This is a genomic window from Streptococcus cristatus (assembly GCF_003943535.1).
GTDB classification, from domain to species: Bacteria; Bacillota; Bacilli; order Lactobacillales; family Streptococcaceae; genus Streptococcus; species Streptococcus cristatus_L.
In genome coordinates this window covers 61,388-82,315 of the sequence record NZ_RJPU01000005.1, presented here as the reverse complement: position 1 = coordinate 82,315, position 20,928 = coordinate 61,388, and the positions used below count along the sequence as shown (strand labels likewise).

Annotated in this window: 20 protein-coding genes; 15 read left to right on the top strand and 5 right to left on the bottom strand. The window is 44.4% G+C overall.

The features are described from left to right. The first annotated feature begins 7 nt into the window (after nt 1-7). From rsfS to D8790_RS07770, 3 genes are all read left to right on the top strand, one after another. Nucleotides 8-373, top strand: a complete 366-nt coding sequence (gene rsfS / locus D8790_RS07780; protein ID WP_125388198.1) for a ribosome silencing factor — start codon at nt 8-10, stop codon at nt 371-373. Between the two features lie 74 nt (nt 374-447). Further along, the gene (locus tag D8790_RS07775) at nt 448-1,182 is read left to right on the top strand and encodes a class I SAM-dependent DNA methyltransferase (protein ID WP_125388197.1); all 735 of its coding nucleotides are present in this window, start codon (nt 448-450) and stop codon (nt 1,180-1,182) included. Nucleotide 1,183: 1 nt separating this feature from the next. Further along, on the top strand, nt 1,184-2,278 hold the full coding sequence (locus tag D8790_RS07770; RefSeq protein ID WP_125388196.1) for a nucleotidyltransferase: 1,095 nt from the start codon (nt 1,184-1,186) through the stop codon (nt 2,276-2,278). A 348-nt stretch (nt 2,279-2,626) separates the two neighbouring features. Here D8790_RS07770 and D8790_RS07760 read toward each other — a convergent pair whose 3' ends face one another. The 3 genes from D8790_RS07760 to rsmG form a co-directional block, all read right to left on the bottom strand. Next, nucleotides 2,627-3,013, bottom strand: a complete 387-nt coding sequence (locus D8790_RS07760; RefSeq protein WP_125388195.1) for a bleomycin resistance protein — start codon at nt 3,011-3,013, stop codon at nt 2,627-2,629. Nucleotides 3,014-3,024: 11 nt separating this feature from the next. Next, the gene (locus tag D8790_RS07755; protein WP_125388194.1) at nt 3,025-3,852 is read right to left on the bottom strand and encodes an exodeoxyribonuclease III; all 828 of its coding nucleotides are present in this window, start codon (nt 3,850-3,852) and stop codon (nt 3,025-3,027) included. Between the two features lie 210 nt (nt 3,853-4,062). Then, the gene (gene rsmG / locus D8790_RS07750) at nt 4,063-4,776 is read right to left on the bottom strand and encodes a 16S rRNA (guanine(527)-N(7))-methyltransferase RsmG (RefSeq protein ID WP_125388193.1); all 714 of its coding nucleotides are present in this window, start codon (nt 4,774-4,776) and stop codon (nt 4,063-4,065) included. 291 nt (nt 4,777-5,067) lie between these two features. On the opposite strand from rsmG, the gene D8790_RS07745 reads away from it, so the two are divergent. Beyond that, on the top strand, nt 5,068-5,625 hold the full coding sequence (locus D8790_RS07745) for a LemA family protein (RefSeq protein WP_045500951.1): 558 nt from the start codon (nt 5,068-5,070) through the stop codon (nt 5,623-5,625). A 9-nt stretch (nt 5,626-5,634) separates the two neighbouring features. Continuing rightward, a complete protein-coding gene (gene htpX / locus D8790_RS07740; protein ID WP_125388192.1) occupies nt 5,635-6,531 on the top strand; it encodes a zinc metalloprotease HtpX in 897 nt (298 codons plus the stop codon). Here htpX and D8790_RS10925 read toward each other — a convergent pair. Beyond that, complete coding sequence (locus D8790_RS10925) at nt 6,486-6,665, bottom strand: hypothetical protein (protein ID WP_260470281.1); 180 nt, start codon at nt 6,663-6,665, stop codon at nt 6,486-6,488. The two genes, htpX and D8790_RS10925, sit on opposite strands and share 46 nt — an antisense overlap. A 72-nt stretch (nt 6,666-6,737) precedes the next feature. Beyond that, a complete protein-coding gene (locus D8790_RS07730) occupies nt 6,738-7,961 on the bottom strand; it encodes an MFS transporter (protein WP_125388191.1) in 1,224 nt (407 codons plus the stop codon). A 247-nt stretch (nt 7,962-8,208) separates the two neighbouring features. On the opposite strand from D8790_RS07730, the gene rsmH reads away from it, so the two are divergent. The 10 genes from rsmH (at nt 8,209) to D8790_RS07680 (ending at nt 20,909) form a co-directional block, all read left to right on the top strand. Continuing rightward, entirely contained in the window at nt 8,209-9,159 is a 951-nt protein-coding gene (gene rsmH, locus D8790_RS07725; RefSeq protein ID WP_125388190.1) for a 16S rRNA (cytosine(1402)-N(4))-methyltransferase RsmH, read from the top strand. A gap of 5 nt (nt 9,160-9,164) precedes the next feature. Further along, on the top strand, nt 9,165-9,485 hold the full coding sequence (gene ftsL / locus D8790_RS07720) for a cell division protein FtsL (protein WP_005591835.1): 321 nt from the start codon (nt 9,165-9,167) through the stop codon (nt 9,483-9,485). Continuing rightward, on the top strand, nt 9,478-11,763 hold the full coding sequence (gene pbp2x / locus D8790_RS07715; RefSeq protein WP_125388189.1) for a penicillin-binding protein PBP2X: 2,286 nt from the start codon (nt 9,478-9,480) through the stop codon (nt 11,761-11,763). The genes ftsL and pbp2x overlap by 8 nt, the downstream gene beginning before the upstream one ends. 1 nt (nt 11,764) lies before the next feature. Next, nucleotides 11,765-12,748, top strand: a complete 984-nt coding sequence (gene mraY, locus D8790_RS07710) for a phospho-N-acetylmuramoyl-pentapeptide-transferase (protein ID WP_048764978.1) — start codon at nt 11,765-11,767, stop codon at nt 12,746-12,748. Between the two features lie 100 nt (nt 12,749-12,848). Next, a complete protein-coding gene (locus tag D8790_RS07705) occupies nt 12,849-14,192 on the top strand; it encodes a DEAD/DEAH box helicase (protein ID WP_005591838.1) in 1,344 nt (447 codons plus the stop codon). A 208-nt stretch (nt 14,193-14,400) separates the two neighbouring features. Further along, nucleotides 14,401-15,207 carry an amino acid ABC transporter permease gene (locus D8790_RS07700; protein WP_125388218.1) on the top strand — a complete coding sequence of 269 codons (807 nt, stop codon included), beginning with the start codon at nt 14,401-14,403 and terminating at the stop codon, nt 15,205-15,207. Continuing rightward, a complete protein-coding gene (locus D8790_RS07695) occupies nt 15,207-15,950 on the top strand; it encodes an amino acid ABC transporter ATP-binding protein (protein WP_125388217.1) in 744 nt (247 codons plus the stop codon). The genes D8790_RS07700 and D8790_RS07695 overlap by 1 nt, the downstream gene beginning before the upstream one ends. Before the next feature lie 94 nt (nt 15,951-16,044). Continuing rightward, nucleotides 16,045-16,269, top strand: a complete 225-nt coding sequence (locus D8790_RS07690) for a DUF4059 family protein (protein ID WP_045500825.1) — start codon at nt 16,045-16,047, stop codon at nt 16,267-16,269. Nucleotides 16,270-16,337: 68 nt separating this feature from the next. Next, complete coding sequence (gene trxB / locus D8790_RS07685) at nt 16,338-17,249, top strand: thioredoxin-disulfide reductase (protein WP_125388216.1); 912 nt, start codon at nt 16,338-16,340, stop codon at nt 17,247-17,249. A 207-nt stretch (nt 17,250-17,456) separates the two neighbouring features. Further along, nucleotides 17,457-20,909, top strand: a complete 3,453-nt coding sequence (locus D8790_RS07680; protein ID WP_125388188.1) for a GBS Bsp-like repeat-containing protein — start codon at nt 17,457-17,459, stop codon at nt 20,907-20,909. The last annotated feature ends 19 nt before the right edge of the window (nt 20,910-20,928 follow it).

Below are 20,928 nucleotides of genomic sequence, written 5' to 3'. Positions count from 1 at the left end.
AGGAACTATGAAAGAACAAGAATTATTGGAACTGGTCGTGAAGGCGGCCGATGAAAAACGTGCAGAAGATATTGTGGCTTTGGACTTGCGAGGCCTGACCACTGTGACAGACTACTTTGTCATCGTCAGCTCGATGAACAGCCGTCAGCTGGATGCGGTTGCTGAAAATATCCGTGAGAAAGCTGCTGTGGCTGGTGTTTCTGCTGGCCATGTTGAGGGCGACGCAGCAGGTGGCTGGGTTCTCTTAGACTTGGGCGGCATCATTGTCCATGTCTTTTCTGAGGAAATGCGGGCGCATTACAATCTAGAAAAGCTCTGGCACGAAGCAACTGGTGTGGATGTTGCGGCCTTATTGGAAGAAAAAAATAAGTGATTTTTTGCCCTTAGGCAGAAAGCAGAATTCGGCTCAGTCAGCCTGCTGGCTGGGCTATTTTTGAAAGGAAAAGTATGGCAACTTATGAAACCTTCGCATCGGTTTATGATGCGATTATGGATGATTCTTTGTATGAGAAGTGGACGGATTTCAGCCTGCGCCATTTTCCCAAGGATAAGAAAAAGCTGCTGGAGCTGGCCTGTGGAACGGGCATTCAGTCTATTTATTTTAAGCAGGCTGGTTTTGATGTGACAGGGCTGGACCTGAGTCAGGAAATGCTAGATTTGGCAGAGAAGCGTAGCAGAGAGGCCGGTTTGAATATTCCCTTTATCCAGGGCAATATGTTGGATTTGAGTGACGTCGGTCAGTTTGATTTGGTGACTTGTTATTCGGACTCGATTTGCTATATGGAGGACGAAGTTGATGTCGGTCAGGTATTTACTGAGGTTTACCAGCATCTAAATGAGGGTGGCCGCTTTATCTTCGATGTGCACTCGATTTATCAGATTGACGAGGTTTTTCCAGGCTATTCCTATCATGAAAATACTGAAACCTTCGCCATGGTCTGGGATTCTTATGCGGACGAACCGCCTCATTCCATCGTGCATGAGCTGACCTTCTTTGTCCAAGACGAGGATGGGCGCTTCACGCGCCACGATGAGGTGCATGAGGAGCGGACCTATGAGATTCTGACTTACGATATCTTGCTGGAGCAGGCTGGCTTTAAGAATGTCAAGGTTTACGCGGACTTTGAGGACAAGGAGCCGACCGACAAGAGCGCTCGCTGGTTCTTTGTGGCGGAGAAATGAGATGACAGTCACCGGTATTATCGCGGAGTTCAATCCTTTTCATAATGGGCACAAATATCTGCTGGAGCAGGCTTCTGGTCTGAAAATTATCGCTATGAGTGGCAATTTTGTTCAGCGAGGGGAGCCAGCTATCGTGGATAAGTGGACTCGGGCACAGATGGCTTTGGAAGCTGGAGCGGATTTGGTCCTTGAGCTGCCTTTCTTGGTCAGCGTTCAGGCGGCGGACTTTTTCGCTAAGGGGGCAGTAGACATCTTAGAGAGGCTGGGCATTAATCATCTAATGTTTGGAACTGAGGAAGTGTTGGACTACGAGAGTATTTCGAGAATCTATGGCCAAAAGGCAGAGCAGATGGAGGCTTATCTAGCTGGCTTGCCTGACTCCCTATCCTATCCTCAAAAGACTCAGGCCATGTGGCAGGAGTTTGCAAGGCTTAATTTCTCAGGTTCTACTCCCAATCATATCTTGGGCTTGGCCTATGCCAAGGCTGTGGCGGGAAAGGCTATAAAGCTGTGCCCGATTCAACGTCAGGGGGCTGGTTATCATTCCTTGTCAGCTGATCAAGAATTTGCCTCCGCAACGGCTCTTCGCCAGAATCTGGATCAGCCGGACTTTCTCAAAAAATTCACTCCAGCTCATGAGCTGATTGAGATGGCATCCAAGGTGACTTGGTCGGATTTCTTTCCTTATCTCCGTTACCAGATAATGACCTGTCCTGATTTGACAGATTTTTATCAGGTCAATCAGGAGTTGTCTGTTCGGATTAAGGAGGCTCTGAAAAGCAGTGAGACCATAGAAGAGCTGGTCGAGCAGGTGGCGACCAAGCGCTATACCAAGGCTCGTGTTCGACGCCTGCTGACCTATATCCTGGTCGGAGCTAGACAAGAAGAATTTCCGTCAGGTGTTCATATTTTAGGCTTTTCCGAACAGGGGCGCCAGCATTTGTCCAAGCTTAAGGGAAAAGTTGAATTGGTTAGCCGAATTGGCAAGGAGCCATGGGATAGTTTGACCCAGCAGGCTGACAAGGTTTATCAGCTGGGCAATCCCGCACTGACGGAGCAGAATTTTGGACGCTTTCCACTACAAAATACCCTCTGATAGTCTAGATAGATTTGAGAAATTTACTTGTAAATAGAGAGTGGGACAGAAATCGGTAATTCGTTAGAATTCGATTTCGTCGTCCCACCTCCGCACAGTTGAGTAGGGCTGTAAAAGCTGATGAAATCAGCGTAGTAGAGCCCACTCACCCCCTGCGTCTTGCTTGACAATCCAAAGACAATTGAGGAGGTTGGGACAAAAAGATTTCAATTTTTAAAAATCTTAATTATTAAGTCCTTCAAATCTATAATTAAATGCGAAAAGCGAACAAAGCAGAATTCTGATTACCAGAAAACTAGTTTTGTTCGCTTTTTATATTTGAGGTCGGACTTTTGTCCCAGCCTCTTCTTATTCACTAAATCGTAGGAAATATCCATCTGGATCCAAAACCGCAAATTCATGTGGGTAGATAAAGCTATCTCCTACGCGAAATTCTCTTTTCGTCAGCGGACGATGGATGGGATAGTCAGCTTCCAGCAGTTTTTGGTGGAGCCGAGGGACGTCCTCAATACCAAAAGAAATATTGACACCACGCCCGAAAGGATAGGTCAGTTGGGCTAATTCTTCTGCGCTGCCTTCTTCTAGCATAAGCTGGCAGTCTTCAAGCGAAAGGAAGAGAAATTTCTCCTCGGGACGCTCGTATTCGACAGAGAATCCCAGCAAGTCGCAGTAGAAGTGGCGCGACTTTTCGAGGTCAGATACCATAAATTCGGGGATAACAGCCTGATAGTCCATCGGATTCCTCCTTAAAGTTCAATTTCCATGACAATCGGAGTGTGGTCTTGCCGTGCACCAGAGTCAATCATATCAGACTTAATCACCTTGTCAGCCACGCGATTGCTGGTCAACCAGTAGTCGATTCTCCAGCCTGTGTTGTTGATTTTAGAAGTCTTGCTGCGTTGCGCCCACCAAGTGTATTGGTTAGGGATATCGCCGTGCAAGTGGCGGAAGGTATCGGTAAAGCCTTTAGCCAGCAGGTTGGTGAAACCAGCACGCTCTTCATCAGTAAAGCCTGGTGAACGGCGATTGCTGGCTGGATTGGCCAGGTCGATTTCCTTGTGGGCTACATTGTAGTCGCCAGTTGCGAGGACTGGTTTTTGTTCATCTAGTGAAGCCAAGTATTCAGCGTATTTGACATCCCAGACTTGACGCTCTTCCAAGCGTTTGAGACCATCGCCAGCATTGGGCGTATAGACCTGAGTGACGAAGAAGTCGTCAAATTCCAGCGTAATGATGCGGCCTTCGACATCCATGGTTGAAGGAGCTCCGATTTCTGGGAAGGTTACGATGGGTGTCAGCTCTTTTTTGTAGAGAAACATAGTTCCAGCATAGCCTTTGCGGGCTGGCTCTTGGGAGGAGCGCCAAGTATTTTCATAGCCTGGGAAGAGCTCTTCTAAAATCTCAAGATGTTTTTTAGTCGGTCCTTTAGCGGAAAGCTTTGTTTCCTGAATAGCGATGATATCCGCATTTTCTGCTTGTAAGGTCTGAAGGACGGCTTGAGAGAGTTGAGCGCGGGCAGAATCACTGGTCAAGGCAGCGTTGAGAGAGTCAATGTTCCAAGAGATGAGTTTCATAAAATGTCCTTTTCTAATAGAAATTTCCTGAGTTTATTATACCAAAAGATAGAGTTGATTTATAGCATAGTGATTGTGAGAGGCTTGAAAAGCATGAAAGATTTTCGATAATAGCTGGTGTATAAAATTTTAAATACTCGATCATCATAGATGGCATTGCCCAAATTGATGTCTTGGAAGTTATTGACAAGACTGACGAATGTTTTCTTCTTACAATGGTCTTTTATTTGGCATACCGGCCTTGCGGGGGTATTTGTTGGGAGTTTCTTTCTTCTTTTCAACCACTGTGATAAAGCGGGGATCGCCGTTTGGTAGGGCATAACTGAGGTTGTCTTGGACCTTGCTAAAGAGGAAGTTCAAGGCATTTTTTGCTTCCTCTAGCTCCTCGGGGGCGTTAGAAGCCTTGAGCGCCAGCAATTTCCCGCCAACTTTTAGGTAAGGAATGGTCAGCTCAGACAGGACTTGCATCCGAGCAACTGCACGGGCGGTGACTAGGTCAAATTGAGCCCGAAAAGCCTTGTTCTGAGCAAAGTCTTCTGCACGACCGTGGTAGAAGTGAACCTTTTCCAGCTCCAGCTCTTCAGCCAGCAGTTTGAGGAAGTTGATTCGTTTGTTGAGCGAGTCAATGATAGTCACATCCAGCTGAGGGCAGATGATTTTCATAGGAAGGCTTGGAAAGCCTGCACCAGCTCCGATATCCAGCAGCTTGAGCTCTTGATTATCAATCAGGCCTTGCAAAACGGGCGCAATTGAATCAAAAAAATGCTTGAGATAGACTTCATTTTTTTCAGTGATAGCTGTCAGATTGATCTTTTCGTTCCATTCGACCAAGAGTTCAAAATAACGCTCAAACTGGTCTTTCTGGCGGTCGGTCAGCTCAATTTCCTGCTGGCTTAGTAGCTGGTAAAATTCTTGCGGTGTCATAGTTTCATCCTTGTTTGTCAGTATTCATTCTATTATATCATAAAACGAGGCAAGGTGCTGCTGCCTATCAGCTTCTTGCGTTTCCAAGGATTAGATACTGACTTGTCCTGATTTCCAGAGTTTATTTTCTAGAAAAGTGAAGAAGTTTGCTCTAGATATTTGACCATTTTGGTGTTTGAATATTACTCAAGCTAAAGCTCTTTTACTAGATGACATGTCAAGAAAGACAGGTTGAGCTTTTTTTGTTATAATAGGTGCAATCAAATCATAAGGAGTATCTTTATTATGTCCATGTTTTTAATTATTATTGCAGTTGTGGCAGTTGTAGCTATTTTCGTGATTTCTGTTTACAATGGTCTTGTTAAAAGCCGTATGCAGACTCAGGAAGCTTGGAGTCAGATTGATGTCCAGCTCAAGCGCCGAAATGACCTGATTCCCAACCTTTTGGAGACGGTCAAAGGTTATGGAAAATATGAGAAATCAACCTTGGAAAATGTTACTCGATTGCGTAACCAAGTAGCTGCTGCCTCATCACCTGCCCAAGCTATGGAGGCTAGTGATGCCCTGACTCGTTCGATTTCTGGTATCTTTGCGGTTGCTGAAAATTACCCAGACCTTAAGGCAAATACAAACTACTTGAAACTTCAGGAAGAGTTGACAAATACAGAAAATAAGATTGCTTATTCTCGTCAGCTTTACAATTCAGTAACCAGCAACTACAATGTTAAAATGGAAACTTTCCCAAGCAATGTCATTGCAGGTATGTTTGGCTTTAAAGCAGCAGACTTCTTGAAAACACCGGAGGAAGAAAAGGCTGTTCCTAAAGTGGATTTTAGCGATTTGGGGTAGGTGGCCACTATGTTGTTTGACCAAATTGCCAGCAATAAAAGGCGTACTTGGGTTCTCCTCGTCGCCTTCTTTGCTCTTTTAGCTTTGATTGGTGCTGCTGTCGGCTATCTTTGGCTCGATTCTCCCTTTGGTGGGATGGCCATCGCCTTTATCATCGGTGGTATTTATGCTATCAGTATGATTTTTCAGTCTACAGAGATTGTCATGTCAATGAATGGTGCGAGGGAAGTTTCCGAGCAGGAAGCGCCTGAACTCTACCATGTTGTGCAGGATATGGCCATGGTGGCTCAGATCCCTATGCCTCGGGTCTACATCGTAGAAGATGCCTCACCCAATGCCTTTGCGACTGGGTCAAAGCCTGAGAATGCGGCTGTGGCTGCTACAACTGGATTGCTTGCCCTCATGAATCGTGAAGAGCTTGAAGGTGTAATGGGACATGAAGTCAGTCACATTCGCAATTATGATATTCGCATTTCGACGATTGCAGTGGCACTTACAAGTGCTGTCACGATGCTGTCTAGCATGGCTGGGCGCATGATGTGGTTTGGCGGTGGTGGCCGTCGAAGAAACGATAGGGACAATGACAATGGCTTAGGAATTGTTTTGATGATTGTCTCTCTGCTAGCTCTTCTCTTGGCGCCGCTTGCTGCAACATTGGTGCAGTTGGCTATTTCCCGTCAACGTGAGTATCTGGCAGACGCTTCCAGTGTTGAGCTGACCCGCAATCCTAAGGGCATGATCAATGCCCTGCTGAAGTTAGACAATAGCCAGCCCATGGAGCACCATGTAGATGACGCCAGCGCAGCCCTCTATATCAATGATCCTAAGAAGAAGGGTGGCTTGCAAAAGCTCTTTTACACTCACCCACCAATTTCTGATCGGATAGAAAGATTGAAAAATATGTAAGAGAGTGGGACAGAAATCGGTAATTCGTTAGAATTCGATTTCGTCGTCCCACCTCCGCACAGTTGAGTAGGGCTGTAAAAGCTGATGAAATCAGCGTAGTAGAGCCCACTTAACCACTGCGTCTTGTTTGACAATCCAAAGACAATTGAGAGACTAGGACTTTTGTCCCAGCCTCTTTTTTGTATGGAATTGCGACGGTTTTTACTCTAGTTGTTTTTGAGGCTGAGTAGAAGGCAGACACCACCAAGCAGAGAGAAGACCAACCAAGCGCTTCCCATATTCCACAGACCAAGGCTGGTAAAAATCATACTTCCTAGCGGAATGGAAAAGGAAAAGAGCATAGTGAGAAAGTTGGAGGTTTGGGCTAATACTTCTGGAGGAAGTTTACTCAGCAGCATGCTGTTGATTTTAGGATTGATTTTTCCAGAGATGTACATGAGAAAGGTCAGAAAGAAAATTCCTAAGAGAGCAGGAGCTTGGAGTAAATTGCTGATGCCTAAGAGGAGGAGAGCTAGCGAGCACCAAACGACGAGTCGCATCAGGGAGAGCTTGGAAAAATAATCATTTGAGAAGGCACTGGCAGAGATAATCCCAAGCACTGTGCAGGACTCGATGACTAGCAGAGACTGGCTCAGGTTTAGCCCCCAAAACGGGTGATCCAATAAATAGAGATTGTAGAGTCCCATGATAGAGCCGGCCAATGCGTTTAAGAGGAGGACTTGAAGCAGCACTAGCAGGAAGTTTCCGATTTTTTCTTGTTCAAAAATCATTTGGACATTCTGGTAAAGGTCTTTCATTTGAGTCTTGAAAGGAAGTTTTTGCTCTGCAACAGCAGGAGCATCATGGGTGAGTTTTTGGCGAATCAGATAGAGAGTGCTTGAGGAAAGTAGGAAGCAGAGGGCATTGATGAGGGCGACCATAGCGAAATTCTGCTGGCTGATACTAAGTAACCAGACGCCCAAGGCTTGCCCAGCAAAATTTCCTAAAAAAGTGAGAAGTTGAGTGAAAGAGTAAGCTTCCATCAAATCTTTCTCTTCTATATTTTTCTGTAAGATAGGCATCTGTAAGCCACTGCGATAGTCGCTGATAATGTCAGAAAAGATATTGAGAAAGCAGACGGTAGCAAAGGCTAGGTAGGAGGCAGACTTTGTTAGGAGGGCGACCAAAATGAAGAGGAAGGCCTGCAAATAACCTAGATGAATAAGCCAGCGAGCTTTTTGAAGGGTTTTATCAGCTTTCATCCCGACAAAGACTGTGAAAAAGGTAGGAACAAGAACGATAAAATTAGCAATACCGACGGCAAACTTAGGTTGGGGCATGCTAGAAGCAAATACGATAAAAACGATGTTGTAGATAGAAGAGCCTAGGATATTAAAGATCCGTGACAGACTGATAGAGGCAAATAGTCTATTTCTGAAAGCAAGTTTCATAATAAATCTCCTTTGGGGACGAATCAATTTCGAAATGTGAAAGAATTCCAATTCGCAATGCATTGGTAGTTATAATTATAGCAAAATGTGGCATGCCCGCAAGGCCTTTTCGCTGACTGGTAGAAGCTGGTAAGCTAAGTGGTAGATTTCTAAAAGTGACTTGCAAAAGCTATAAGGTAGCCTATCAAAAGCTGATATATTCTTTTAGATTTTTTTTTATACATGAATGTGATATAATAGATAAGATATGACAAAAGAATTTTATCACATTACTGTACTTCTTCACGAAACGATTGACCAGCTTGATGTTCGGCCAGATGGCATCTACGTTGATGCGACCTTGGGCGGAGCTGGTCACAGCGAGTATCTTTTGAGTAAGCTGGGTGACAAGGGGCATTTGTATGCTTTTGACCAGGATCAGACTGCGATTGACAATGCCAAAAAACGTTTGGCTCCCTATATTGAGCGGGGCATGGTGACCTTTATCAAGGATAATTTCCGCAATCTCAAGACTCGTTTGAATGAAGTAGGGGTCGAGAAGATTGATGGAATTTGTTACGACTTGGGGGTATCTAGTCCGCAGCTGGATGAGCGGGAGCGTGGTTTTTCTTATAAACAGGACGCTCCGTTGGATATGCGGATGAATCAAGAAGCTAGCTTGACAGCTTACCAAGTTGTGAATCACTATCCTTATAACGACTTAGTCCGTATTTTTTTCAAATATGGCGAAGATAAGTTTTCCAAGCAGATTGCCCGTAAGATCGAGCAGGCGAGAGAAATTAAGCCTATCGAAACGACGACAGAGCTGGCGGAGATTATCAAATCGGCCAAACCTGCTAAGGAACTGAAGAAAAAAGGTCATCCAGCCAAACAGATTTTTCAGGCCATTCGGATTGAAGTTAATGACGAGTTGGGGGCGGCTGATGAATCCATTCAGCAGGCTATTGACTTGTTGGCTGTAGGTGGTCGTATTTCAGTGATTACTTTTCATTCGCTGGAAGATCGCCTGACCAAGCAACTGTTTAAAGAAGCTTCAACCGTAGATGTTCCCAAAGGCCTACCCTTCATTCCAGAGGATTTGCAGCCTAAGCTGGAGTTAGTTTCACGCAAACCCATTTTACCAAGCAAAGAAGAATTAGAAGCCAATAATCGCGCTCATTCTGCGAAATTGCGCGTGGCTAGGAAGGTGCATGAGTAAGTTTCATGGCAGAAAGAAAGCAACACCCTATTCAAAAACGGATTCGGAAATTTTCTCGAGTCGAAAAAGCCTTCTATGGCTCCATTATTTTAACAGCGATTATCCTTGCAGTCAGTATCGTGTTTATGCAGACCAAGCTGCTGCAGGTCAATCATGATTTGACTGAAGTTAATGCTCAGATTGAGTCAGAGCAGGCTGAATTGGATAATATTAAGCAAGAAGTGAATGAATTGACACGTTATGAAAGGCTGTCCCAGTTGGCCAGCTCTCAGGATATGAAACTCCAAAAAGGAAATCGTAAGACAGTGAGTACAACCAATGAGTAATAGATTTTTAAAAAACATTCAGCGATATGCTTTAAAAAATAGACAGACACCCGAATACAATCGAAGAAGAGTGGGAAAAAGCATGAGTGCCTTAGCCGTCTTTCTTTTTTTCATTTTCTTGATTAATTTTGCGACCATTATCGGAACAGATCAGAAATTCGGTGTTAATTTGTCAAAAGGTGCCAAGCAAGTGCACCAAAAGACGGTCGTCGTTGCTGCCAAGCGAGGAACGATCTATGACCGCAACGGTGTCCCGATTGCTGAAGATGCAACGACCTATAACATTTATGCTGTTATTGATAAAAATTATAAATCTGCCGCTGGCAAGGTCCTCTATGTAGAGGAATCCCAGTATGAAAAGGTTGCTGAGATTCTTAATCAACATCTAGGAATAGATAAGGACTATGTTAAACAGCAACTTTCGCAAAAGGATCTAAAACAGGTTTCTTTTGGTTCTCAAGGGAACGGGATTACTTACAGCACCATGAGTTCTATCCGTCAGGCCATGGAGGAAGCGAAGATAGAGGGAATCGGCTTCACAACCAGCCCTAACCGTAGCTATAGTAACGGTATCTTTGCTTCGCAATTCATCGGTCAAGCTCAGATGCAAGAGGATAAGGACGGCAATAAGACGCTTGTAGGGAAATCCGGGATGGAGCAGTCGCTAGACCGTATCTTAGGTGGTCAGAATGGCCTGGTTACCTATGAAAAAGACAGTAAAGGGAACATCATCCCAGGTTCAGAGGAAGTTTCTGTTAAGACAGAAGACGGAAAAGATGTGTATACAACCCTCTCTGCCCAGCTACAGACATACTTGGAAACGCGGATGGATGCCTTCCAAGAAACAGCTAAAGGAAAATTTGTCAGTGCGACTTTGGTCAGTGCCAAGACAGGCGAGATTTTAGCAACAACCCAGCGTCCGACTTATAATGCGGATACCAAAGAGGGCCTGAATGTAGATCATTTGAAAACTTGGAATAGCTTCCTTTACCAGACGCAGTATGAGCCTGGTTCAACGATGAAAGTTATGACCTTGGCTTCAGCGATTGATAATGGAAGCTTTAACCCAAATGGAACATTCGATAGCTCAGAATATAAGATTGCAGATGCTACCATCCGCGACTGGGATGTGAACATGGGGTTAGCAACAGGACAAGTCCTGACCTATGCTCAAGGCTTTATTTTCTCAAGTAACGTTGGTATGACACGCATTGAGCAGGATATGGGCAATGCCAAGTGGATCGATTATCTATCGAAGTTCAAATTTGGCTTACCGACTCGTTTTGGGATGGGCTATGAAGAATATGGTGCCCTGCCGGCAGATAATGCTGTAACCATTGCCATGAGTTCCTTCGGACAAGGGATTGGGGTAACCCAAGTACAGATGCTACGTGCCTTTTCAGCTGTGTCAAATGATGGTGTCATGTTAGAGCCGAAATTTATCTCTGCCATCTATGACTCAAAAACGGGTAGCGCTCGTAAATCTCAGCCAGAAATTGTCGGTCATCCAGTTTCAGAAAAAGCAGCGAAAACGACTCGAAATTATATGATTCAGGTCGGAACCGTTCCTTACTATGGAACCCTGAATATCGGTGGTGAGCCGGTTATCCAAGTTGCTGGGCAAGATGTGGCCGTAAAATCCGGAACAGCCCAAATTGCGACAGATAAGGGCTATTTGGAAGGGGAGAATAATAACATTTACTCCGTAGTAGCCATGACGCCGGCAGAAAGTCCAGATTTCATTATGTATGTCACTGTTCAGCAGCCCGAAGAGAAATTCTCCCCTCTTTTCTGGCAGGAAGTTGTCAATCCAGTCTTGGAAGAAGCTGTGGCGCTTAAAGACAGTTTAAATCTGACTGGAGATAGTCCTGCTTTGGAATTGGTTGAAAAAGAAACAACCTATAAAATGCCATCTATCGATGGTTTGACCAAGCAACTGAAGCTGAAAAATCAAATCAGCCCAGGAGGCTTGGCTGACGAGCTTCGCCGCAATCTGGTACAGCCAGTCATCTTAGGAACAGGCAGTGAAATCAAGAAGGTTTCTGTAAAAGAAGGCCAAGAACTGAAAGCCAATCAACAGATTTTGATTTTAAGTGATAACTTTGAAGATTTGCCGGATATGTATGGCTGGACCAAGGAAAATGTGGAGCAATTTGCTGAATGGCAAGGGCTGGAAGTCAATTTTAAAGGCAAAGGCTCAAAAGTTGTCAAGCAGAAGGAGAAGGTCAATACAGACCTGAAAAAATTGAAAAAAATAACCGTTACATTGGGAGACTAGCATGTTAACAGCAATTATTGCAGGAATTCTGACCTTTATCCTAACGCTTGTTGGGATTCCTGCCTTTATCCGTTTTTATCACAAGGCTCATATATCAGGCCAGCAAATGCACGAGGATGTTAAGCAGCATCAGGCTAAGGCTGGAACGCCGACGATGGGGGGAACCGTCTTTCTGGTTGCTTCTGTTTTGGCTAGTTTTGTGACAGCTTTGCTTTCCCAACAACTGTCCAACGGCTTGATTATGATTCTCTTTATCTTGGTTCTCTACGGAATCGTTGGCTTTTTGGATGATTTCCTCAAGGTTTTCCGTAAGATCAACGAAGGCTTGAATCCTAAGCAGAAACTAGCTCTGCAGCTGGTAGGGGGAGTTATCTTTTACTTCTTCTACAATCAGCACGGGGCAGGTGACTCTCTCAATGTCTTTACGATTCCAGTGCAGCTAGGCTTCCTCTATATCTTCTTTGTCCTCTTTTGGCTGGTTGGTTTCTCCAACGCTGTCAATCTGACCGACGGAATTGATGGCTTGGCTAGTATCTCTGTTGCGATCAGCTTGGTGGCCTACGGAGTAATTGCTCTGGAGCAGAAGCGCTTTGACCTTCTGATTGTCATTATCAGCATGATTGGTGGTTTGCTAGGCTTCTTTGTCTTTAACCATAAGCCAGCTAAAATCTTTATGGGGGATGTGGGGAGTCTTGCTTTGGGCGGTATGCTTGCAGCCCTCTCCATTGCCTTGCACCAAGAGTGGACCTTGCTTCTCATCGGAATCGTCTATGTTTTTGAGACGACTTCTGTTATGATGCAGGTGACTTATTTCAAGCTGACGGGTGGTAAGCGGATTTTCCGTATGACGCCAGTCCATCACCACTTTGAGCTTGGTGGCTTTTCTGGTCATGGCCAGCCTTGGAGCGAATGGAAGGTCGACTTCTTTTTCTGGGGCGTAGGTCTCTTAGCTAGCTTGCTGACTTTGGCCATTCTATATTTGTAATATGAAGGTGGGTGTAAGCCCGCCTTTTCTTGTCCTGAGCCGAGCAGAAAAGATATTTTTTTGGTATAATGGATAAGATTAAGAGTAAACAGAGGAAAAAATGAAATTTACAGAATTTAACTTTAAAGATTATATTCAGGAAGCTCTCAAGGACCTGAACTTTGTGGAAGCAACAGAGGTTCAAGAAAAGCTGATTCCGGTGGTATTATCTGGCCGAGACTTGGTTGGGGAGTCCAAAACGGGATCAGGTAAAACCCATACCTTCTTGCTGCCTATCTTCCAAGAGCTGGACGAAGAGGCTGATAGTGTCCAAGCAGTGATTACAGCACCCAGCCGAGAATTAGCAACTCAGATCTATCAGGCAGCTCGTCAGCTAGCTAGCTTTTCGGAGCAAGAAATTCGAGTGGCCAACTATGTCGGCGGAACTGACAAGGCTCGTCAGATTGGAAAGCTAGAGTCTAGCCAGCCTCATATCGTCATTGGAACGCCGGGGCGGATTTATGACTTGGTTGAGTCAGGTGATTTGGCTATCCATAAGGCTCATACCTTTGTCGTGGACGAGGCTGATATGACGCTTGACATGGGCTTTTTGGAGACGGTCGACCGGATTGCAGCCCGCTTGCCTAAAGACCTGCAGTTTTTAGTCTTCTCGGCTACCATTCCGCAGAAGCTCCAACCTTTCTTGAAAAAATACCTATCTAATCCGGTCATGGAGCAGATTAAGACCAAGACAGTGATCGCCGATACCATTGATAACTGGCTCCTGTCAACCAAGGGACGGGATAAGAATGCCCAGATTTATGAAATTAGTCAGATCCTCCAGCCTTATCTGGCGATGATTTTTGTCAATACCAAGACTCGGGCGGATGAATTGCAGGTCTATCTGACTGCGCAAGGGCTAAAAGTAGCTAAGATTCACGGTGACATCCCGCCGCGGGAGCGCAAGCGTATCATGAATCAGGTCAAGAATCTGGATTTTGAATACATCGTAGCGACGGACTTGGCGGCTCGGGGGATTGACATCGAGGGCGTTAGCCATGTCATCAATGATGCCATTCCGCAGGATTTGTCCTTCTTTGTCCATCGGGTTGGTCGGACGGGACGGAATGGCCTTCCCGGCACAGCCATTACCCTCTATCAACCAAGTGACGACTCCGATATTCGTGAGTTGGAAAAGCTGGGCATCAAGTTTACTCCTAAGATGATCAAAAATGGCGAATTTCAAGATACCTACGACCGGGATCGCCGAGCTAATCGGGAGAAGACCAAGGAAAAGCTGGACACAGAAATGATTGGTCTGGTCAAGAAGAAAAAGAAAAAAATCAAGCCAGGCTATAAGAAGAAAATCCAATGGGCAGTCAATGAAAAACGCCGCAAGACCAAGCGAGCTGAGAACCGCGCACGTGGTCGGGCAGAACGCAAGGCTAAGCGCCAGACTTTTTAGCTATAAATTCTTTCTATGGACGATATAGAAAAATTATATTTTAAAGACCAGTGAAACTATGATAGACTAGGATTACTGGTCTATTTTATTGTCATTTCCCAGCTATCTATTAAATGTTTAAAGATTACCTATTCTTGATGCCAAATAGTTTTCATCTGGGCCAAATTATGATAGAATAATGCATTATCGAGAAAGAGAAGTAATTGAAATGTTTACAACTTATATCCTAGCTGCAAACTGGTATGAAGAGCTCTTGAAGCTCCTTCCAGACGGCAAATTATTTAGTTTGCGGGCTGTTTTTGATGCCATTCCAGCGATTCTGAAAACCTTGCCTGTCACACTTTTGTTGACGCTGGGTGGGGCATTTTTTGGCATCATCTTGGCCATGATTTTTGCAGTGGTCAAGATTAACCGCACGAGAATTCTATATCCTATTCAGTCTGTCTTTGTGAGCTTCCTCCGTGGGACGCCCCTTTTAGTTCAGCTCATGTTGACTTATTTTGGGATTCCGCTCCTGCTGAAAGCCATCAATCAAAAATATGGGACGGCCTTTAATATCAATGCCATCCCTGCCTCAGTCTTTGCCATTATCGCCTTTTCCTTCAATGAAGCGGCCTATGCCAGCGAGACGATTCGGGCAGCCATTCTTTCGGTGGACGCGGGTGAGATTGAGGCGGCTCGCAGTCTGGGCATGACCAATCGTCAAGTCTATCTGCGGGTCATCATTCCTAATGCGGCAGTTGTGGCAACACCGACTCTGATTAACTCCCTCATCGGCTTGACCAAGGGAACATCTCTGGCCTTTAGTGCGGGCGTTGTAGAAGTCTTTGCCAAAGCTCAGGCTATCGGTGGCTCGGATTATCGTTATTTTGAGCGCTTTATTTCCGTTTCGATTATTTACTGGATTGTCAATATCGTGATTGAGCAAATCGGTCGTGCGATTGAAAAAGCTATGGATATCAAGGCGCCAGCCAATCTGGACAAAATGGAGCAAGCGCAAGGAGGTAGAATTTGATGATTAAAATTTCCCAGTTAAGTAAGGAATTTTCTGGCCAAAAGGTCTTGGATAATCTGAGTTTGGAAATTCAAAAAGGCGAAGTCATTGCTCTAATAGGCTCCTCAGGTGCTGGTAAATCAACCTTCCTGCGCAGCCTTAACTATCTGGAGCAGCCAGACAGCGGAAGGATTGAAATTGATAACTTCAAGGTGGATTTTTCAACTATTTCACCAGATGAAATTTTGACTCTGCGTCGAAAATTGGCCATGGTTTTCCAACAGTTCAATTTATTTTCCCGTCGGACGGCTCTAGAAAATGTCAAGGAAGGTCTGCTGGTAGTCAAGAACTTGTCTGACCAAGAAGCGACTAAAACTGCCAAGGAAGAGTTAGCAAAGGTGGGTCTGTCTGATCGTGAGAATCATTATCCCAAGCATTTATCAGGCGGTCAAAAACAGCGTGTGGCTTTGGCGCGGGCCTTGGCCATGAAGCCAGATGTTCTCTTGCTAGATGAGCCTACTTCAGCCCTTGACCCAGAGCTAGTCGGTGAGGTAGAGAAATCCATTGCCGACGCTGCCAAAGCAGGGCAAACCATGATTCTGGTCAGCCATGATATATCTTTTGTTTCCCAAGTGGCAGATCGGGTGCTTTTCTTGGATAAGGGACATATTATCGAGTCAGGCAGTCCAGAGGAGATTATCAATCATCCCAAGGAAGCTAGAACCAAAGAATTCTTTGCTAGTTACAAACGGACTTATATTTGATATAATAGAAAAAGTGAAAGCTCAGTTGGCTAGACCAGCTGGGTTTGTTTTCGACTAAAACCTTTTTAAGGCAACTGATTATTTAGGAGTTGACATGTTAATTAAGATTTTTTCTCTCTATATCCAAAGTCTCATCTATACGACGATTCTGGTAGGACTTGCCGATGGTTTGTGGCTTTTATTGCAGCGGCTCGGTCGCAAGGATCGGACGCTTGCGGTAGGTCAAAGCCAAATTTACGATCTTCTTTTGATTACAATTATGACGATTCCAATTTTGTCTTTTGCGATTTTTGGCTTACTGGTTGTTCTCAAAGCTTAAATACTTGTAAAAGATTAGTTAGTTTGTTAGAATAACAGTAGTTACAACAAAGAGAAAGGAAAAAGATGATGTACGATACAATGATTATTGGAGCTGGTCCTGCGGGAATGACAGCAGCCCTCTATGCAGCTAGAAGTAATCTTAAAGTGGCCCTACTTGAACGCGGAATTTACGGCGGCCAGATGAATAATACTGCGGAGATTGAAAATTATCCCGGTTATGCTCGTATCAGTGGACCAGAGCTGGCTGAGAAAATGTTTGAACCCTTAGAAAATCTAGGTGTAGAGCATCTATTTGGTCAGGTTGAAAAGATTGAAGACCATGGCGACTTTAAGAAAATCATTACTGAGGATGAAGCCTTTGAAACCAAGACAGTGATTTTGGCTCCTGGCGCCAACCATCGTCATCTAGGAGTTCCTGGCGAGGAAGAATACAATAGCCGCGGCGTTTCCTACTGTGCGGTCTGCGATGGTGCTTTTTTCCGTGATGAGGATCTCTTAGTAGTCGGAGGCGGCGATTCTGCCGTTGAAGAAGCAATTTTCCTCACGCGCTTTGCCAAGTCTGTGACCATTGTTCACCGTCGTGACCAATTGCGGGCGCAAAAGCTCTTGCAGGAGCGGGCCTTTGCCAATGAAAAAATTAGTTTCATCTGGGATTCCGTCGTAAAAGAAATCAAAGGAGACGACCGCAGAGTAACCAATGTAGTTTTTGAAAATGTCAAAACAGGACAAAGCAGCGAGTCAGACTTTGGTGGCGTCTTTATTTATGTCGGCCTAGATCCTGTTAGCGACTTTGTCAAAGATCTGGGTATTTGCGATGAAGCTGGCTGGATTGTGACGGATCAACATATGAAAACGGCTATTGCTGGCATTTATGCCATTGGTGATGTCCGTCAGAAAGACCTGCGCCAAATCACCACAGCGGTTGGAGACGGAGCAGTCGCAGGCCAAGAAGTTTATAAATACATCACAGAACATTAAAGAGGAAGAGGTTGGGATAAGATCAAAAATGAATTATTTTTTGGTCTTTCCCAGCTCTTTTTATTTTTGTTTACGAATTACATAATAGAAAGAATAGGTTTCGATTCAGTTTTGGATTAAACGATACAAATCTGTTACCAATTTGTAATAATTGTCCTATTATGCTACAATAAAGGTGTGCAACTCTAAAAAGGATGGAGAAAGCGTATGAAAACAAAAGGATTAGTTTATCTAGCTAGTACAGCTATTTTATTAGCAGCCAGTGCTAATAGCGTTTTTGCTGACGAAACAAATCAAGCAGCAAATGATAGACAGCAAACGGAGCCTTCGGTTGCTGTGACCAATCGAGATGCTGGCAAACAGTCTGATCTAGCTAGCAAGCCTTTAGAAGTAGATTCTGAGACAAAGAAAGATAGTGGTGTATCTGAGGCTTCTTTAGGCAAAGACGAAAAAGTCGCTTCAAGTTCCTCTGAAAAGGAGGGTAACTCGTCAATTGAACAGCCTAAGAACGATTTGGCATCAGTCCCTTCTGAAAACATTTCTTCAGGGAGAGCTTCATTTAGATCTGTGACAGCTGCTTCTGATAAGCCACAAGAGGCAGAAACAAAGCCAGAATCTGATCCAAAAGCGAGAGTTTCTCGTGCAGTTGATGACAAGCCTCAAGGAACTATCAATATTACAAATGTCGATCCAAATGCTGGTACCTTCGATGTGCATGTAACCAACATTTCATCCCCTAAGCCTATCAAAAAAGTCGCTCTACCAACTTGGTCTAGCGTGAATGGTCAGGATGATATTATCTGGTACGATGCTAAACGACAAGTGGATGGCACCTATAAAATTAGCGTTACAGCTCGTGACCACAAGTATTCTACAGGTGAGTACAATGTTCATCTCTATTATCTCTTGGAAGATAATCAGTTGGTCGGTGTAGGCGGCACAAAAACAACTGTTACCATTGGCAAACCACAAGGAAAAATTGATATTGTCAATAATAATCCAGACACAGGCAGTTTCGATGTTGTTGTCTCAGGAGTTTCTAATCCTTATGGTGTGAAAAAGGTTGTTGTTCCTGTTTGGTCTAGTGTCAATGGTCAAGATGATCTAGTCTGGTATGAGGCGCAGCGCCAGACCAATGGCAACTACACTGTCACAGTCAAAGCTTCCCACCACAAGAACTCTCTAGGTGAGTACAATATCCATCTCTATTATGTTCAGGATAATGGCCAGTTGGTCGGTGTAGGTGGTACAACGACTACAGTTTCTAAGGCTCAGCCTAAAGGAATGCTGAAAATTGAAAACAATAATCCAGATACGGGCAGCTTTGATGTTGTTGTTTCTGGTGTTTCTAGTCCTTATGGCGTCAAGGAAGTCAAGTTACCGACCTGGTCCAGTGATAAAGGTCAAGATGACCTGATCTGGTACACAGCAGTCAAGCAGGCGGATGGTACCTATCGGGCAACCGTCAAAGCAGTAAATCATAAGAAATCAACAGGCGAATACAATGTTCATCTTTACTATATTCAAGATGACGGTCAGCTGGTTGGTGTAGGTGGCACTCGAACAACAGTTAGCCTATCTCAACCTAAAGGAACCTTGAAAATTGAAAACAACGATCCAGCTACTGGTAGCTTTGATGTCGTTGTCTCTAACGTTTCCAATCCTTTTGGTGTCAAGGAAGTCAAACTGCCGACTTGGTCTAACGATAAAGGTCAAGATGATCTAGTCTGGCATACAGCAATCAAACAGTCTGATGGCACCTATAGGGCTCGTATCCAGGCTCGCGATCACAAATATTCTTTGGGAGACTATACTGTTCATCTTTACTATATCCAAGATGACGGTCAATTAGTCGGTGTAGCAGGCACCCAATTCAGTTTAGCAGCCAAGCCTAAAGGAAGCTTGAAAATTGAGAACAACAACCCGGATACTGGCAGCTTCGATGTTGTTGTGTCTGATGTTGTCAGTCCTTTTGGCGTCAAGAGCGTGCATCTGCCGATTTGGTCTAGTGATAAAGGCCAAGATGATATTGTTTGGTACACAGCCACCAAGCAGTCCGATGGCACCTACAGAGCTAGCATTCAAGCTCGTAATCATAAAATGTCCACAGGTGAGTATCATATCCACCTCTACTATCTTCAAGATAATGGCCAGATGATTGGGGTTAGTGGAACAACAACCACTGTTTCTGTCGCTAAACCAAAGGGAACTCTCACGATTGCCAATAACAATCCAACAACAGGTAGTTTTGATGTTGTCGTGAGCGGAGTGAGCAGTCCAGAGGGAGTTCGTGAAGTGCTTCTGCCAACTTGGTCTAGCACTAATGGTCAGGACGATATTATCTGGTATCGAGCAGTCAAGCAAGCTGATGGTACCTACAAGATGAATATTAAGGCAAGCGACCATAAATATTCTACAGGTGAGTACAATGTCCACCTCTATTATGTAGGGAATAATGGCCAGTTAGTCGGAGTTGGAGGAACCAAGACGACCGTATCTCTAGGAACTCCCAAAGGCAAGCTGACCATCCAGAACAACAATCAACAGACAGGCACCTTTGAAGTGGTAGTTTCTGAAGTTGAGAATGCTTATGGTGTCAAGGAAGTCAAATTGCCAACTTGGTCAAGTGCTAATGGTCAGGACGACATTATTTGGTACACAGCAGTCAAGCAAGTAGATGGTACTTACAAGGCACAGGTCAATCTACGTGACCACAAGTATTCTACAGGCGAATACAATATCCACCTCTACTATGTTCAGAATGACGGCCGTATGGTTGGGGTTGGAGGCACGAAGACAACAGCAAATGTAGCTTCAGAACACATTAAGCCAACGGGTCAAATCACCATTAAAAATAATAATCCTCGATTAGGCACATTCGAAGTTGTAGTGACCAATGTTTATAGTCCAAAAGGAGTCAGGGAAGTTAGCCTGCCGACTTGGTCAAGTGTTAATGGTCAGGATGACATTGTTTGGTATCGGGCTCAAAAGCAAGCGGATGGTAGCTATAAGGCTTTAGTACGCACCTCTAGTCATAAGTATTCTACTGGGGAATACAATGTTCATCTCTATTATGTTCAAAATGATGGTAGTTTGGTAGGCGTTGGTGGAACGACTACAACGGTCAACAGAGGAGTTTATGATACGCCTTATTATTCACAACGTGATCCTAGATGGGCTGGTTTATATTATGGAAAATATAATTTAGCAGCTACTGGCTGTGTTCCTACTACATTAGCAATGGCTATTTCTGGTATTACAGGTCAAACTGTTTTACCAACAACCGTAGCGGACTACCTTTATCATCACACAGACTCCTTTAACAAAAATGGTCTATTTGGAACGTCAAGTAAGGGTATTGTCCAAGGAGCACAGAACTGGGGACTGACAACAGATGTCTTGCATTCATCAGCAGCCCTTAAAGAAGCTTTGGCAGCAGGTCATCATGTCATGGCGGCTGTTGGTAATAGCGTCTTTGCTAGCTATCCTGTTACCCATGAGATAGTCTTAAGAGGCTATCAAAATGGCCAAACCCAGGTCTATGATCCTTATAATGCTAATAATAACGGTTGGTATTCAGTGGATTATATCTTTGGTTCCAAGAGCGGAGCGCCTGAAGATAATACAGAAGGTTCACCGTTTATATCTGTGAGAGCTTAGATTGTAGCTGATCACAAAA